The organism is Mycolicibacterium chlorophenolicum, from assembly GCF_001044235.1.
Lineage (GTDB): Bacteria > Actinomycetota > Actinomycetes > Mycobacteriales > Mycobacteriaceae > Mycobacterium > Mycobacterium chlorophenolicum.
Window position 1 is genome coordinate 44136 of record NZ_JYNL01000002.1, and the last position, 16795, is coordinate 60930.

Genomic DNA, 16795 nt, shown 5'->3' on the forward strand with positions numbered 1-16795 from the left:
ACGGGTTTGTGGTTGCTCACGGGTCGGATCATGGTGGCGGTGGTACTGCTTCTGGTGGAGCCGGGGGCGGAGGCCCTTGTGGTGGAGGGGGCGCGGCAGCCGGGGCGGCGGGGGGCACCCCCGGATACAGTGGCGTGCCGTCAGGTCCATACATCGGGGCACCGTAGGGTGGCGCGCCGGGATACGGGATGGGGCCAGGCGCCGGCGGGCCGGGGTAGCGGATGCTGGGCGGCTCGGGCACCGCTCGGGTGACCGGCAGGTAATCTGCATAGCCGGGGAATCCGATGCCGGGGTTGGGTCGGATATCCAAGCCGGTGCCGAAGCCGGTGTCGGTGACGAGGTATCGCACCGGCCAGTTCTTGGAGACGTCAGGCAGCGATCCGCAGCCTGGTTTGCCTCCCGGGCCGCCCTTGGCCGCGACAACGGGCAGGTTGTCGGGATAGCGGTAGGGGTCGTCGCCCCACATGAGGGCGGCATCCATTATCAGCGACTTACCGTTGGATCCCCCGAGCATCTGCGAGTGCACAGCGGCAGTCTCGTCAGCGCCGACAAGTAAGCACGTGAGCTCCGGGTTGTATTTCATCAACAGATCTGTCGTGGGCTGCAGCAGCTTGATGGCGTTGATCAGGTTGTCCTTGTTCGGCCCGATCAGCTCGACACCGCTGCGCGACAGTCCCGCCAGACCGACCAATAGTTGGTCCATTTGTGTGGCGTGGGAGCTCACGGTGGTGCTGGTGGTGGTGAGCGCGTCGACCGTGTCGATGAGGTTGTGCGCGGCGCCGCCGTAGGTGTCGGCGACGTCGCCCAGCGCACGAAAGTCCTCGCGCATGGTGTCGGTGCGCGAATTGAGTTGGGTCAGAACCTCGTTGGTGTCGGTGATCGCCTGCCCGATCTGTTCGCCCTTTCCTCCGAAGCCTTGGGCGAGCGCGGCCAGGACCGCGTTGAGTTTGGCCGGGTCGATCTGCTTGATCAGATCCACCACGTTTTCAAACACCGTGTTGACTTCCACGGTGACGTTTTGTGATCGGAGTACGGCGCCGGCGGCCAGCCTGCGGGGGCTGGGGTCGTTGGGATAGATCAGATCGACGAACTTGGAGCCGAACAGTGAGGTGGAGCTGATCCGCGCTTGGACGTTGGCCGGAATGTTCTTGATCTGGTCGGGATCCAGGTACAGCTGGATGGTGGTCGAGTCGACGCCGCCGGGGGCAACTGTGGCCACCCTGCCGACCTGCACGCCGCGCATCTTGACCTTGGAGTAGGGCTCCATCACCAGCCCCGAGCGATCCGAAGTCAGGGTTACCTCAACTTTGGAAGTGAACGATTGGTTGAACGCTCCCAGCGAGAATGCGATGGCACCGGCTATCACCAGCACCGCCACCAGCGCGATCCAGCCTGCACCGATGTGCGGTAGCTGTCGCGGTCGTCGTGAAATCACCGCTCAGCCCGCAAAGTTGAAGATGCCGGTCTGGCCGTAAATGGCCAGCGTGACGAACATGATGACCAGGACAGCGGCGATCAGCGATGCCCGAACGGCGCGACCGACCGCTTCCCCGACGCCGACGGGCCCCCCTCGGGCGTTGAAACCGTAGTAGGTGTGGACCAGCATGATGATGATCACCATGGCGATCGCGACGATGAAGGATCGCACCGCGTCGGCCGGGATGAAGAAGGTGCTGAAGTAGTGGTCATACACGCCGCCCGATTGGCCGTAGAAAAAGATAGTCACCAGTCGAGTTGCTGAATAGCCGAGGATCAGAGCCACGCAGTACAGCGGGATGGCCACGATGACCCCGGCCGCGACCCGGGTGGATGCCAGATAAGCGATGGGGCGAATCCCCATGACTTCCAGCGCGTCGATTTCCTCGTTGATCCGCATGGCGCCCAGTTGCGCGGTGGCGCCGGCGCCGATGGTGGCCGCGAAGGCAAATGATGCGGTGCAGGGCGTGACGAGGCGGGTGTTGGCGAATGCTGAGGCGAACCCGGTGAGGGCCTCGACCCCGATGTTGGAGAGTTGGTTATAGCCTTCACTGGCCAGTGCCCCGCTCGAACTCATGGTCAGGAAGGTCATTACTGCCACGGTGCCGCCGACGACGGCAAGGGATCCGGTGCCCAGACTCATCGCCGCGACCTGGCGCAGTAACTCGCCGCGGTAGTAGACCACGACATCGATGAGCGAGAAAACCGTCTTGCCCATGAACCGGGCCTGCTCGCCGAGCTGAAGCCAAGCCGACCGGGTCGCGACCAGACTGCGCCGCACTGTGGCGGGAATGCGTTGGGATGCAAAGGTACTGGCGCTCATCGGGTCACCTGGTATCCGATCGCGGTCAAGAACAGGTTGATGACGAACAGCAACACAAACGCGTAGACGACGGTCTGGTTGACGGCGTTGCCCACGCCGGCCGGTCCACCACTGACCGTTGTGCCCTGGTAGATGCCGATCAGTCCGGCAACCAGGCCGAAGGTGGTTGCCTTGACCATCGCAACGATGACGTCGCCGACGCCGGTGACCAGAGTCATGCTCGCGACATACGCCCCGGGTGTGACGTGCTGAAAGAACACACCGAAAAAGAACCCGCCGATCAGACCAGTCAATGTGACCAGTGATGAGATCAGCCAGGAAACGAGAGTGACCGCAAGCAGTCTCGGTGCCAGCAGTGCGCGCACCGGGTCGATGCCCATGACGCGCAACGCGTCAATCTCTTCGCGGATCGTGCGCGCTCCCAGGTCTGCGCAAATCGCGGCGGCGCCGGCCCCCGATGTCACGAGCACGGTCACGAAGGGGCCGATCTCGTTGACCGTTGTGATGGACGCGCCTGCACCCGATAGGTCTGTGGCGCCGAATTCGATCAAGAGGACGTTGAACAGGAACACCGACAGAACGGTGAAAGGGATCGATAGAACCATCGCGGGCAGCATCGACACGCGGGCGACAAACCATGTTTGTTCGAGGAATTCACGCCAGGCGAAGGGCCATTTGAAGAGTGCGACGAAGGTGTCGAGGGACAGTGCGAAAAAATCTCCGAAGCTGCGCACCGGCGCTAGAGCTTGATTTCTGACTGATATAGCCATCAGCATCTCCTCATATGTCCGCGATGCGTGGTCTGTGCTGGGCCGTCACTGTCGCAAAGGACATGAAGCGACCACAGTGCTCTCACGCGGCCCTGTTCCACGTGTCAAAGGCGCCTTGTCGCGACCCCGCACCGCGACATGGCTCTTGGGACGGGACCATTCTGGCGGTTGCCGGGGCAGACGCTGTGGGGCCGCGGCGGCATTGACGAAGAAGCGGGTCGCGACGTCGAAGACATGCCTTGTGACTGCGACATCGCCGCCACCGCGTTGCGTTGTGCCGATCCCCGGGCATTGCCATTATCGCTCCCCTGGCTGATCGTGGACTGTTCAACACTGCTTCATTGTGACCCCGACGCAGGGCCACAGTGTTCAGTGATATTACACACATCGGGTCCCGACGCAACAGAATGAGCAAACCTGGCAAAGAACCGGTTTCGCACCGTTGATGCAACCGTCGCCAAGGCGGCGTGCGGTGCTTCGGTATCACCCGCGCGCCGACGTTTCTCCGGCGCAGGGAGCGGTTCGTCGCACGTCACCGGCCCTTTGGCTGCGGGCTTGCTTGCGCGCGCAAGCGCCGATAGTGTCGGGCACATTTCGCTCACCGACGTGGAGTGGCCACCGCGTCACTGGGAGGTTTCGTGACGGCGACCGCGCGCGACGGTGTTGACCGGGGTGTCAGTGACACACCGCTCGATTGGCTGGCGGCTCAGAACTTACGACGGCGTCAATCCTGGGGGCGTCTCGATGATTTCGTCAGCGGCACCGCTCAGGTATTCCCTCATCTCGACAACCCCGTTTACACCCATCGAAGCGACGAAGTCGTGGATGTGTTGCAGTACGTGGAGGATGCCACTGAGCGGGGGCAGTGGGCGTTCGGCTTCATTTCCTACGAGGCCGCCGCCGGGCTGGATCCGGCCCTGCCCGCGCCTGCGTTACCCGACGCCCGCATCGGGCCCGGTCCGGCACTTCCTCTCGTGTGGTTCGGTTTTTCACCTACACCGCCGCAGGCCACCGACCTCATCACCCGAGGCTCGGTCTACCGCGCCGGCCCCTGGACACACCGGTGGAATCAGGCGGCCTACGGCAAAGCATTCGCTCGTGTTCAGGACACCATCGCCGCCGGCCGCACCTACCAGTGCAATCTGACAACGTCGCTGACCGCCCCGTTCGCCGGAGATCACGTATCCTTCTACACCGATCTAGCCCAAGCACAGGCCTCGCGCTACTGCGCGTATTTGCACATCGACAACCACGTGATCGCCAGCGCAAGTCCCGAATTGTTCTTCGAATGGGTCGGAGACACGCTGCGCACGAAGCCGATGAAAGGTACCGCGCCGCGCGGCCGTACCGCGGCCGATGACCGAGCACTGCTGCGCGAGCTGGTGAACAGTCCGAAAGAACGCGCCGAGAACATCATCATCGTTGATCTGCTGCGCAATGATCTGGCGAAGATTGCTGCAGTAGGTACCGTGCGGGTGACCGCATTGTTGACCCCCGAGGCCTATCCCACGGTGTGGCAGCTCACCTCGGAGATCACCGCGCAGCCCTTACCCGAGACAGGGCTCGTCGCCGTCTTGCGCGCCATGTTTCCGTGCGGATCGGTCACCGGCGCACCGAAAGCCGAAACGATGCAGATCATCCAGGAGGTCGAAGGCCGCCAGCGCGGCATCTACTGTGGCGCCATCGGATGGATGGCCCCACCAACACAAACTGTGCGCGCCCGATTCAGTGTGGCCATCCGCACCGCCTACATCGATTTGTCCCGCGGCGTTTGCGAGTACGGCGTCGGTGGTGGCATCACCTGGGGCAGCGAGGTCACCGCCGAGTTCGCCGAACTTCGCGCCAAACGCCAGATTCTGGTGAATACCCAGTGGGCCGCCCAGCGGCAGCGGGCTGGACAGCATCATCGCGACCGCGTGGCTGCGCCGGACACCATCGACGTAAGCACAAGTCAAACCGCTGCCGAAATCGTGAAATCCCGTGTCGTAAAACGGTAGACAGCGCGACAAACAACCTCCGGCGCGCACCAACGCTGGAGATCGCACATTGGACTCACTCCGGCGCAGGTGGCCACGTCGTTGGCGGTGGCCAGTCCGCCCAACCGGCGCTTGGGCCGGGCAAGAGCCGATTACGGCGGACGCAGTTAGCCATCACGCCCGCCCGGAGCTGAGCGGAGACTGCTCGCTTGCTTGAGCACGCAAGCTGTGTTAATTTTTCGCGCGCCGGGATTGCCACAACTTCATCCGGACTGCAGGCGAGTCCACCGGCGGCGTGAGCACCGGGCGCCAGCACATCGCGTTGACGCCACCGCTGCTGCACAGCGAAAGGCTCCCACCACCATGACATCGACGCCCTCCCCCACCTCGATGCCCGCTGACTTCACCCACGATGCGCTACCGGGACGCGTCGTGTTCCGTGACGGCGCACTCGACGATGTCGGTGACGAACTTGAGCACCTCGGCGCGCACCACAGCATGCTGATCGTCTCCCCACATGACAACCACATGGCTGAGCGCGTCCAACGTGCTGTCGGCGCCCGCCAACCCGTCGTCTGGACTGACATCGGCCAGCATGTTTCTGGTGAACTGGCCGAACGCGCGACGGCCGCGGCGATCGATAGCCGTGTTGATGTCCTCGTCACCGTCGGCGGCGACGCCGCGATCGGCTTGGGTAAGGCTGTCGCGGTACGCACCGGCCTGCCCCTTGTATGTGTGCCTACCACATACTCGGGCAGCGAGATGACCCCGATCTACGCCCTGTCCTCAGATCACGACTGGACGCCTCGCCGCGACGGCAGGGCCTTGCCCAAAGTGGTGATCTATGACCCCCAACTGCTCGCTGCCCTGCCTCCGGTGGTGGTCGGCGCCCGCGGCATGAGTGCGCTCGCCCACTGTGCCGAAGCATTGTGGGCTCCCCGGACCGATCCGATCACCGACGCTCTAGCACTCGCCGGCGCTCGCCGTCTCACACGGCACTTGCGGAGTGCCTGTCGCGAGCCGGGAATCGCGGCGAGCGCACACCTCATGATTGGGTCCTGTCTGGCAGGAATTGCTCTGGGATCCGCGGGAGGCAGCATCCACCACGCTTTGTGCGACTTGCTTGCCGGTAGGTACGGCACACCGCATGCCCTTACCCACGCGATCGTGCTGCCCTATTCCGTGAAATTCGTGCGTCCCGCTGTTCCCGTGGCCATCAAGCGATTAGCAGCGGCAATGGACACTGTGTCCGAGGACCTTCCCGGGGCGATCTGGTCGCTGGGCCGGTCTGTCGGGACACCGCAGGGACTCCGCGCGATCGGAATCAGTGAATCGCAGATAGAGCTAGCTGCTGATGCGGCGCTGGCCGAGGAAATTCCGAGCCCGCGGCCCCTGAATCGCTCTCTGGTAGGGCGCTTACTCGAAGGTGCGTGGCGCGGCATGTCCCCGTCGATTCCTTGATCGCTCACCAACAGATTCAAGCCCAGCGGCCCAAGCAGCCGGGCACTATCAGAAAGGGGTGGGGATGTCTGCCGCCGAACTCAACGGGACGCTGGTCGCGTCCAAACTGCTCACCGACACCGCTCAGCGCGTCGAACTGCTCAAGCGCTCCTCCGGCAAAATTCCCTGCCTGGCGACCGTGCTGGTGGGCGACGACCCTGCCTCCCATACCTACGTGCGGATGAAGGCAAACCGCTGCGCCGACGTCGGAATCCGGTCTTTACGAGTGGAGCTCGACGCCGCCACCACGACCGACCAGCTGGTCGGTGAACTGCTCAAGCTCTCCCACAGCGACGACGTCGATGGCATCCTGCTTCAACATCCGGTGCCCCACCACATCGACGAGCGCGCCGCGTTCGAGGCGATCGCCCCACATAAGGACGTTGATGGGGTGACCGCCAACTCCTTCGCGGCCAGCGCGTTGGGCTTTGCGGGGTACGAATCCTGCACCCCATCAGGCATTATGCGGCTACTGGATGCCTATGACATCGGCATCGCCGGTAAACACGCCGTGATCGTCGGGCGCAGCCCGATTTTGGGGCTACCGGTGGGAATGCTGATGCTGCGGCGAAACGCCACCGTCACCTACTGCCATTCGCGCACGGTGGATCTCGCCGATCAGGTGGGGCGCGCCGATATCGTCGTGGCCGCTGTGGGCCAACCGGAGCTCATCCGGGGACACTGGATCAAACAGGGCGCCATCGTCGTCGATGCCGGCTACAACCCCGGCAACGTTGGCGATGTCGAGTACAGCGCGGCGCGTGAGCGTGCGCAATGGATCACCCCAGTGCCCGGTGGGGTCGGCCCGATGACGATCGCGGTGCTGCTGGCTCAGACCGCCGATGCGGCTGGCGCCCCGGCCGGTGAGGCTATTCGCCTGGCCTCCGATCAGTCGGCGAGGTGAGCTCGGGACGGCCGCCGGCGACAATCAGACGAGATCGACGGTAGCCAGTGAGACTCTGTGGTTCACCTTTCCCAACCACATTGTTGTTGTAGCGTGCGTGAACACCCGCGGTTCACGCACCCGTTGACGCGGTCACGGTCAATGGATCGCCGCGTCTGCGGTGGGCGGCTCAGTGGCCGTTGCTCAAATTGGCGAAATTCGGCACCGCGGTCATCGAATTGGGTATCGGGCGGGTTCAATTCCGGTATTGGACAAGCCCTCCGGCGGTCAACGAGAGTGATCTTCCGATCACATCAAGCGGTGATGTGACGATCATCACGACCTGTCGACTCGACATTTATGTGAAAGGTGTTGTGACGTGACCGAAGCACCACGGAGCCTCGAGGACAAGATTCAGCAGTCTGGGGGTCCACTCCCCATGCTCCGCAGTGCTCCCCTGGGACGATACCAATTTCCTGTCCTTGCGCCTGAGTACTCGACTTGGGGTGAGGAGCAGCAGGCTTGGAGAAACACCGCACTGTTCTACGATCTGTCGTTCCATATGCTCGAGGTCTACATCAAGGGCCCGGACTTGTTACGTCTGCTCTCGGATGTCACGGCGAACAATGTGTCGAACTTCGGCAAGAATCGTGGCAAACAGCTCATCGCGTGTAATCACGAGGGGCAGCTGATCGGTGATGCCATCCTGTTTGGCCTTGAAGACGATGAGTGCGTCGTGGTGGGGACGCCGTTTGCGCCGGACTGGGTGAGTTATCAGGCGGCGACGGGCGGATACGACGTCGAGGTTTTCCGGGACGAAGGAGTCGGGACATACAACAGGCGTGGCTTCCGGTACCAAGTGCAGGGTCCCAACACGCAGCAGATCGTCCAGAAGGCCTCCGCCGGTACGCTTCCCGACATCAAGTTCTTCAAAATCGGTGAGTTCACGATCGCCGGTCATCCGGTGCGCGCGCTCAACCATGCTATGACTAAGCTGCCCGGCCTGGACCAGACGGGCCTTGAGATCTACGGGCCGATCGAGTATCGCGATGAGGTCAAAGCGGCGTTGCTGGCAGCCGGTGAGGAGTTCGGCCTCAAGGAGGGCGGCGCCCTTTCATATTCGACCACCGGTATTCCGGACGGTTGGTTGCCGCTGCCCCTGCCGGCGATTTACTCCAGCGACAAGCTGCAGTCGTATCGGGAATACCTGCCTGCAGTTGCCCCTGAAGCCTCGATCTCACTGGGTGGAAGTTTCGCCTCGGACAATGTCGAGGACTACTACGTCACCCCGTGGGACGTTGGCTACGGCAAGGTGATCAAGCTCGATCGCGACTTCATCGGCGCCGAGGCGTTGCGGGCTGCCGCCGAGCAGCCACACCGCCAGAAGGTGTGGCTGCGGTGGAACAACGAGGACGTGACCCAGGCGTGGGCCCGCAGTCTATTTTCCGACACCCCTACCAAAACGTTCTCGGTACCCAATCCCGTTTACTCCACCTGCCAGTACGATGCCGTGCTGCTCAACGACGAGCCCGTCGGGGTTTCCACCTGGACTGCCTACAGTCGCAACGTCGGCGGGTTCAGCTCGCTGGCAATGATCGACGCCGACCAGGCACGCGACGGCACCGAGGTCACCGTCATCTGGGGTGAGCCCAACGGCGGCTCGGGGCGCCCCCACGTTGAGCACCACATCCAGATCCCCATCCGGGCAACGATATCGACGACGGCGCCCGAGTAAGTCCGACCATTCGGTTGGGTGTTGTTGGCAGATTTCCGGTGTCGGGCAAGCCATTCAAGGCCTGTCCGGCACCGGAAGTCGTCGTGGTCTCTGGCTACACCGACGCCAGCAGAAAGACGGGTCAGCCTTCAGCTAGGTCACGTGTTGCGCGCATGAGATCACGTGCCATCGTGGCGTGACGGCGGCCCAGGCCGCAGGGGGCGGCGATAGCGACGCGTCGTCCGGCGGTGGACTCGATGATCCCCATGACTTCGCGTAATTGGTCCTGCGAGAGCGCCTCGTGCACGAAGCCGGCTACCAGATGCGTGTCAGCGGGCAGCACTAGCCTGGCCAGCGGCGCGTAATAGGATTTCGCCAGGCTGGGCGGATCGTCACCGGCTGCCAGCGGGATGTGCATGTAGGTCAGCGATGTGTGCGACGGCCAGTGTGCGGCGATGGCGTTGGCCAGCTCGACAGTGCGACCGCAGTCCTGCCCGGCTTTCGTCAGCGCGCGGTGTTGAAGGTCCCCGAAGCACAGATGCACACCGATCTTCGTCCCGGGAGAAGCCAGCCGCGCTAGCTCAACCGACACGCCCGCCATCCAGCGGGCCACGAGCGGACGCAGGATTCGCGGCGCGCGTGACACGGCGACCAGTTCGGCGGGCAGCTCAATTTGGAAGACGACGTCGTTGCCCACAACGCTTTGGATAGCGCGTATTTCGCGGCTCGCCGCTGTGTTGAACGCCTTTCGGTAGCGCATTGCGCCGATCGGGCCGAAAGCCAGTAACGCCAAGTCGAAACCCGATGCGACGCCGACTTGATACAGGGCCTCGTTCAAGCCGTGTTTGGCGAGTAGGCCGGTGACGACGGGGCGAGACATCCGAACTGCGTCGTCGTAGCCCAGATGGAGCTTGTCGGGGTCGAGTTTGGCTCCGCGGCGCAGCCGGTAGCGGGGACGGTCGTTGTAGTCGGTCCATTGACCGTCACGTTTGAGCACTACGGCGGGATGATTGCGCAGTGCGGCGATGATCGAGGCGACCCATTGGCTGCGCGGCCCGGTTTCGCCGTCGGGTACACACATCAGGGTCGGGCCGAGTTCGGTGAGCGCCAGCTCGACGGCGTCGTGGGCATCGGATGCCGGGATGCTGCCGATCAGCAGAGTCCCGCGCGTGGTCGGCGAGGCGGTGTTGGGTGTCATCTATACCCCGTTCAGTGGCGAAATGACGTCGCCGGATTCGTCGGCGAGTTTGGGCAGTACACGAATCAGAGCGTTGAGGTCCGTGCGGGTCAATCGTTGGGTGAACAGTTTGGAGACCATGTCTAGATGAGATTCGGTGGCCTCGATTACTGCCGTGCATCCTTTGTCGGTCAGGGTGATCTCCATCCCGCGTTTGTCGTCGCCGGCGGTGCTGCGCGTGATGAGTCCGGCCTGCTCCATGCGCAGCAGCAGCCGGCTGACGCCGCTTTCGCTGAGCAGCAGTCGGTCGCGCAACGCCCGTTGGCGCAGTCGTTTGTCCGGCACGTCGGCCAGATGAATCAACACATCGAACCACTCGAGGGGCAGATTGTGGTCACGCTTCATCTGCGCAGCCATCTTGTCGATGATGATCCGGTGTGCACGTAGGAATTCCTGCCAGAGCACCGTCTCCTCCTCTAGTCGGGCGACGACTGCTCGCAGCCGGCGGTCATCGTCGCGTGCGGAGCTCCCGGCCGGGGCCCGCCTACTTGCCGCTCGTACCCCACGCTTGGCTGCCATTCGGTCGCTGCTCCTCTCCTACGGCGGATCGCCGCAGTCCAGAATAGATGACTACGCAAGCTAACCAACTCGGCTCTGCTGACCCTGGCGTCTCGCGCGCTCTGGCGGGAACGTGTGGTTAGGGGTCGTCTTGCCTGGCCGTGGCGTCGTGCCTCCCAAGGCACGTGAGCGTATGACAGCATCGCACAATTCTCTTGCTTGAGCACGCAAGCTATGTTAGCTTTCACCCGACGGTGGTCGTTGAGTACCGAAACTCGACGTGCCCATCGGGGGTAGTACCGCAGTGGGTCGCCACAACGAGGGCGTCCCGCTCGGGCTCAACACATCCGCCGGCTGATTGAGTCGCGGTGCAATACCGAGAGCGTTTGTCTAGGAGACGATTGCAATGACACTGGACCTTCAGGATCGCGTCGCCCTCATTACCGGCGCGAGCCGGGGTATCGGATACGCCATCGCCAAGGCCCTGCAGGAGCACGGCGCCCGTGTGGTGCTGCTCGCCCGTGATGAGGATGCACTCAAGTCCGCCGCTGCTACTCTGCCGTCGCCGGGACCCGACCATGTGCTGACGCTGGTGGCTGACGTCACCGACACGGAGTCGGTCCGCAACGCCGTCGCCCAAGCTCATTCGTGGCTGGGCCGCCTGGACATCGTCGTCAATTCGGCCGGCCCGCAGCTCACGCCGGCGGAGCTGACCGAAACCCCCACCGACACGCTCGCCGAGTATCTTGACGCTAAGTTGCTCGGCTTCCACCGGGTCGCGTCGGCTGCGTTACCGCTGCTCAGCGACTCCGGATCGGGACGGATAATCAACATCGCCGGCGCTACGGCGCTGACTTTGGTGCCCAACGCCGGAGTCACCGGCATCACGAACGCGGCCGTCCTCGCATTCAACAACTACCTGGCCAGCGAAGCGGCGAAGAAGAATGTTCTGGTCAACGCCGTGTCCCCCGGCATGACCCTGACCGAAGGGTGGACCACCCGCCACGAAGCGATGGGCAAGGCGCAAGGAAAGACCGCCGAGGACGTCCGCAATGGAATAACAGCAGCGACCGGCATCCGTATCGGCCGATGGGCCGACACTGCTGAGGTCGCCAACGCGGTGGTGTTCCTGGCATCTGATCAGTCCTCGTACATCACCGGTTCGGTCTTGGAGGTCGACGGTGGTATCAGCAAAGCAGTGTTGTGAGAGCAATGTCGGTGTGACGTGGCGCGGGGGCCGTTGATCCCCGGGCCCGCCTCTGAGTCGGACAAGACCGTAGTCGATCCCACAGGAAGGAACACAATGTCACTGGAGACATTGGCCGGAGTGAGCCTGCAACAGTTACTTGATCAGGCCGGCAATCCGGCGCGGATGCTGCGCAGCCTGCCCGCTCTTCACTACAAGATGCCGTTCGAGCCCGAGTACACCACCTGGCGCGACGAACAGCGCGCGTGGAAACAGACCAGCGTGCTGTATGACCAGTCGCACCACATGACCGATCTGTACGTCAAAGGCCCCGACGTCAAGCGGCTGTTCTCCGATCTCGCGGTGAACAGTTTCGCCGGGTTCGGCAAGGACAAGGCCAAGCAGTTCGTCGCCTGCAACGACGACGGCTATGTGATTTCCGACGCCATCCTGTTTGGCTTCGACGACGACGAATACGTGTTGGTGGGCACGCCGGTCGCACCCAACTGGGTGCAATACCATGCTGAGACCGGTGATTACGACGTCAGCGTGGTGCGCGACGAGCGCGCCGAAGCGAATCCGAAGGGCCGGTTGACCTTTCGCTACCAACTCAACGGGCCCTCTACCCAGAAAATCTTGGAGAAGGCGACCCGCGGCCCGCTGGAGCACATCCGGTTTTTCAACATGGGCCGCTTCGAGATCGCCGGCACACCGGTGCGCGCGCTCAATCACACAATGGCGGGGGCGCCGGGCCGCGAGCTGACCGGGCTAGAACTCGTGGGTCCTGCCGAAGGCGCGCGCGCCGTGCTCGATGCGCTGCTGGAGGCCGGCGCGGAATTCGGGCTGCGCCAGGGCGGATCCATCTCCTACGTCAGCACAACTCTTGAGTCGGGATGGATCCCCTCACCGATACCGGCCATCTACACCGACGAGCGCCTCGCCGACTATCGCAAGTGGCTACCGGCGGCCGGTTTGGAAGGTTTCGCCAGCATCGGCGGCAGCTTCGCCTCCGACAACATCGAGGACTACTACCTCACACCGTGGGACCTCGGGTACGGGCGCACCGTCAAGTTCGACCATGACTTCATCGGGCGGGAAGCACTCGAGCGGCGCGCCTCCCAGCCGCACCGCCGCAAGGTGTGGCTGCAATGGAACCCCGAAGACGCGGCACGCGTGTTCGCCGACAGTATCTACGCTGATCCAGCAGCTCGGCCGATGGCGCTGAATCTGCCCATCGCCTCGTTCACTCACTTCCAGTTCGACCAAGTGCGCAAGGATGGCCGCATGATTGGGCTGGCGACCTACAGCGGTTCGACCGTCAACATCGGCAGCCTGGTCTCCTTGGCGATGATCGATGAGGCCGAGGCCGTCGACGGGGCGGACGTAACGCTGCTGTGGGGCCAGGATCCCAACAGTCCCAAGCCCAACCTGGAACCGCATGTACAGACCGAGATCCGCGCAACAATCAGCACAGCGCCGCTGACATAAGAGGCGGCCTACACCTGGTGCGTGCCCGTCAAGGCCGACCACCCGGACAGGAATGATCGTGCTGGACATCGACCTGGCTTGGCAGCGCCAACGCGCTTTCGCTCGTCGCAGCCCGAACGAGCGAGCGGTGCGCGCCAACGCGATCGACATTGTGGTGCGTGAGCGGGTGGCCGAAAGCGCGGTCGGCGTGGGCGATCCGGCTCCGCTGTTCGTGCTACACGATCGGGTTGTCGGCGACGTGAGTCTGGGGGCGCTGTTGACGTCGGGTCCGGTGGTGGTGTGTTTCTTCCGGGGCAGCTGGTGTCCCTACTGCAATCTTGAATTACGGGCTTATCAGGCCAAACTTGCACAGATCCGACAGCTCGGCGCCACCGTGGTGGCGATCAGCCCCGAGCTGCCGCATCGCTGCGCAGCGACCGAGCAGAGTAACCACCTGGACTACCCGGTGGTGTCTGATCCCGGTAATGCCGTTGCCCGCCGATATCGGCTCACTCACACCATTGAGCCAGAGGTCGTCCGGTACCAGCTGCGCCATGGCACAAATGTCGCGGCGTTCAACGGCAGTGGGCATGCCGAAGTTCCCCTGCCGGCCACCTACGTCGTCGGCACTGACGGCATCGTTGAATTTGCCTTCGTCGACGCCGATTACACCCACCGCGCCGAACCCGGTCGCGTCCTGACGGTGTTGCGTGATGTGGTGATGACCGATGCGCGGGCGCTGGCTGGAGCGCGATGGTGAGCGTCGGCTCCGACGAGCCGCTCGTCGAGACTCAGGACGTGCTAGGCGACACCACGACTGAGTCAACGGGGTATCGCCGGCGGTTAGGCCGCAGCTATTTCATTCCGCCTGCCCTGTGGAGCGCGCCGCGGGAGACCGCCCGTGAGCGCCATCGGCAGGTCGGCCCACGACGGTAGCTGCTGCGGAATCATCGGGGTGTGCTTGTCGTCCTACTGGCGTGCACCGCCTGACAGCCGCTGCCTCAGTCGGTGAAACGCTCACTGCGGCATCCGATCACCGGCTGATCTGGTCTGTCGACCGGGACGCGTGGATCGTCCAGTTCTCGGCGACCCGGACTGCGGCCAAATTGCTGGCGACGTCATGGACACGCACGCACTTGGCGCCCGCCGCGGCGGCCAGAGCTGACACCGAGGCTGTGGCCGCATCGAGAAGGGCGGCGCCGGTGGCTCTGCGCAGGAAGCGTTTGCGCGATGCACCGACTAGAACCGGTCGCTGCAGCCGGGCGCTGAGTTCGGGCAGCCTGCTGAGCAGTGTCCAGTTATGGGACGCGTCTTTGGCGAATCCGATACCAGGGTCAACCACGATACGGTCGAATCCGACGCCGGCCGTTACGAGCGCGTCGATGCGGCGGCCCAATTCCGCGCCTACGACGGCGACGATGTCTCCTGGGTAATGGGTGTGTTGTTCCATGACCGCGCTGTGGGCGCGCCAGTGCATCGCCACAAAGGGCACGCCCATCTCGGCTATCGCTGCTGGCATTGCCGGGTCGGCTAGTCCTGCGCTGACGTCGTTGACGACCTGCACGCCACGCGATACGGCCGCGACGGCCACTTCGGCTCGCATGGTGTCGATGCTGACGGGGATACCCGCGGCGACCAATTCGCGTGCCACCGGTATGACTCGACGCAGTTCCTCGGTTACCGAGATGCGTTGGGCTCCAGGCCGAGTCGATTCGCCGCCGATATCGATGATGTCGGCGCCGGCCTCTGCCATCGCGTGCCCGTGGGCCACTGCCGAATCCAGCTTCGTGTACCGGCCGCCGTCGGAGAACGAGTCGGGCGTGACGTTGAGCACACCCATGACCAGACATCGCTGCGGGTGGCGCGTGTCAGCGTTGGAAGCGTTCAGCATCTCCTCGAATGGCTGTCGCAGCCGGGGTGGGGCGGGTCGGCCAACGGTTCCAGCGTGTCCTCGAGCGTTACGATTCACGCGCTCTCACTCCCCCTTGTGAGCCGATGCAAGTCCGGCCGCAGCTTCGCGCGCTGCAGCGACGAGGTAGAGCGAGCCGGCCACGATAACCAGGCCGTCGACGCCCGCGGAAGTCACAGCGCTGTGCAGGGCTGCGGCGATGTCGGGGTGGGCCATGGCCGCCACGCCTGATCGGCGTGCGGCTGCTGCGATCGATTCTGGTGGTGCTGATCTGGGTGAAGCCACCTCGGTGCCGATGACAAGGTCGAAATCGGCGGCGCCGATGCCGTTGAGGAACTCCGCCGGGCGCCGATTACCGGATGCGGCGCACACCAGCACACGCCTCTTCGCAGTGGAGAAATATTCATCGAGGGTTTCCCGTAGTGCGCGTGCAGCGGCTTGGTTGTGCGCGCCGTCGACGACGATGACCGGTGCGGTAGCGGGCAGCACTTCAGCGCGTCCACTGATCTGGACCGTGCCGAGCGCCTGGTGCACCGTCGGTGTGTCCAGGGGTAATTCGAGAAAGCACTGGGCTGCCGCCAACGCTAATGCGGCGTTTCGGCACTGGTGTGCGCCGAGCAGGTTGACCGGTACCGTGCGGTGAATACCCCAGGGCGTGGCCAGGTCGACCGTTGAGCCGGTGGGTGAGCGCTGACGGTCTGTCGCGGTGATGTCGACGCCCAGCTGCAGAAGCTGGCGTGGTCGTTGGGCGGCGAAGATGGGGAGTAGCTTCGGGTCTGTTTCGCCCAATACCAGGGTGGTCCCCGGGTGCACGATGCCGGCTTTTTCCATGGCGATGTGCATGCGGGTATGTCCGGCGAATTCTGTGTGGTCGAGTTCGACGTTGGTAATGACTGCGACGGTGCTGTTAAGGATGTTGGTGGCATCCCATCGGCCCAGCATGCCGACCTCGACGACGGCGGCGTCGATGCCGGTATCGGCGAATATGGTGAACGCGGCCGCGGTCACTGCCTCGAACCAGCTTGGTGTCACCCCGATGCGCCGCGACATCCACGCCACCGCGCCGAGTGCTTCGGCGAATTGTTGGTCCGATACCGGCTTTTCGTCGATGGCGATGCGTTCGGTCACCTCGGACAAATGCGGACTGGTGTAGGTGCCCACCCGCAGTCCCTGGCTGCGCAGCAGTTTGGTCGCCATCGCCGACGTGGAGCCTTTGCCGTTGGTGCCGGTGATGTGGATCGATGGGAACCGGTGGTTGGGTGAGCCCAGCGCGGTGGCGATCGCCTCGATCCGTCGGGTACTGGGCTCTCTGATCATCCCGGACACTTCGTAGCCGGTCAGGCCGGCCAGGTATTC

At 63.8% G+C, this 16795-nt stretch carries 14 protein-coding genes; 7 read left to right on the plus strand and 7 right to left on the minus strand.

Annotated features, from left to right (window positions below):
* Positions 1 to 28: 28 nt before the first annotated feature.
* Genes MCHLDSM_RS01160 through MCHLDSM_RS01170 form a run of 3 tightly spaced genes read right to left on the minus strand, consistent with a single transcriptional unit; the run spans position 29 to position 3069 of the window.
* Positions 29 to 1435, minus strand: coding sequence for an MCE family protein (locus MCHLDSM_RS01160; protein WP_063840593.1), 1407 nt, complete (start codon positions 1433 to 1435; stop codon positions 29 to 31).
* A gap of 3 nt (positions 1436 to 1438) precedes the next feature.
* Positions 1439 to 2299, minus strand: a complete 861-nt coding sequence (locus MCHLDSM_RS01165) for an ABC transporter permease (RefSeq protein ID WP_048468490.1) — start codon at positions 2297 to 2299, stop codon at positions 1439 to 1441.
* Positions 2296 to 3069: an MlaE family ABC transporter permease gene (locus MCHLDSM_RS01170; RefSeq protein WP_234713809.1), complete on the minus strand. Its 774-nt coding sequence runs from the start codon at positions 3067 to 3069 to the stop codon at positions 2296 to 2298. The genes MCHLDSM_RS01165 and MCHLDSM_RS01170 overlap by 4 nt, the downstream gene beginning before the upstream one ends.
* Positions 3070 to 3707: 638 nt before the next feature.
* On the opposite strand from MCHLDSM_RS01170, the gene MCHLDSM_RS01175 reads away from it, so the two are divergent.
* From MCHLDSM_RS01175 to MCHLDSM_RS01190, 4 genes are all read left to right on the plus strand, one after another.
* Entirely contained in the window at positions 3708 to 5066 is a 1359-nt protein-coding gene (locus tag MCHLDSM_RS01175; protein WP_201780343.1) for an anthranilate synthase component I family protein, read from the plus strand.
* 342 nt (positions 5067 to 5408) lie between these two features.
* Positions 5409 to 6506: a maleylacetate reductase gene (locus tag MCHLDSM_RS01180; RefSeq protein WP_109788715.1), complete on the plus strand. Its 1098-nt coding sequence runs from the start codon at positions 5409 to 5411 to the stop codon at positions 6504 to 6506.
* A gap of 64 nt (positions 6507 to 6570) precedes the next feature.
* Positions 6571 to 7449, plus strand: a complete 879-nt coding sequence (locus MCHLDSM_RS01185) for a bifunctional 5,10-methylenetetrahydrofolate dehydrogenase/5,10-methenyltetrahydrofolate cyclohydrolase (RefSeq protein ID WP_048468493.1) — start codon at positions 6571 to 6573, stop codon at positions 7447 to 7449.
* A 358-nt stretch (positions 7450 to 7807) separates the two neighbouring features.
* Positions 7808 to 9163 carry an aminomethyltransferase family protein gene (locus tag MCHLDSM_RS01190; protein ID WP_063840595.1) on the plus strand — a complete coding sequence of 452 codons (1356 nt, stop codon included), beginning with the start codon at positions 7808 to 7810 and terminating at the stop codon, positions 9161 to 9163.
* A gap of 121 nt (positions 9164 to 9284) precedes the next feature.
* Here the strand turns inward: MCHLDSM_RS01190 and MCHLDSM_RS01195 are convergent, their stop codons facing one another.
* Entirely contained in the window at positions 9285 to 10340 is a 1056-nt protein-coding gene (locus MCHLDSM_RS01195; protein WP_053082797.1) for a hypothetical protein, read from the minus strand.
* A complete protein-coding gene (locus tag MCHLDSM_RS01200; protein WP_053082798.1) occupies positions 10341 to 10784 on the minus strand; it encodes a MarR family winged helix-turn-helix transcriptional regulator in 444 nt (147 codons plus the stop codon).
* A 499-nt stretch (positions 10785 to 11283) separates the two neighbouring features.
* Here MCHLDSM_RS01200 and MCHLDSM_RS01205 point away from each other — a divergent pair, with 499 nt between their 5' ends.
* From MCHLDSM_RS01205 to MCHLDSM_RS01215, 3 genes are all read left to right on the plus strand, one after another.
* Positions 11284 to 12084: an SDR family NAD(P)-dependent oxidoreductase gene (locus MCHLDSM_RS01205; protein ID WP_201780344.1), complete on the plus strand. Its 801-nt coding sequence runs from the start codon at positions 11284 to 11286 to the stop codon at positions 12082 to 12084.
* A 120-nt stretch (positions 12085 to 12204) separates the two neighbouring features.
* On the plus strand, positions 12205 to 13551 hold the full coding sequence (locus MCHLDSM_RS01210) for a glycine cleavage system protein T (protein ID WP_053082799.1): 1347 nt from the start codon (positions 12205 to 12207) through the stop codon (positions 13549 to 13551).
* Between the two features lie 52 nt (positions 13552 to 13603).
* Positions 13604 to 14290 (plus strand): peroxiredoxin-like family protein, encoded by a 687-nt coding sequence (locus MCHLDSM_RS01215; RefSeq protein WP_048468497.1) that lies wholly within the window; start codon positions 13604 to 13606, stop codon positions 14288 to 14290.
* A 273-nt stretch (positions 14291 to 14563) separates the two neighbouring features.
* On the opposite strand, the gene folP is transcribed toward MCHLDSM_RS01215, so the two are convergent.
* Positions 14564 to 15421, minus strand: a complete 858-nt coding sequence (gene folP, locus MCHLDSM_RS01220; RefSeq protein WP_048468498.1) for a dihydropteroate synthase — start codon at positions 15419 to 15421, stop codon at positions 14564 to 14566.
* 84 nt (positions 15422 to 15505) lie between these two features.
* Positions 15506 to 16756: a bifunctional folylpolyglutamate synthase/dihydrofolate synthase gene (locus MCHLDSM_RS01225; RefSeq protein WP_234713813.1), complete on the minus strand. Its 1251-nt coding sequence runs from the start codon at positions 16754 to 16756 to the stop codon at positions 15506 to 15508.
* Between the last annotated feature and the right edge of the window lie 39 nt (positions 16757 to 16795).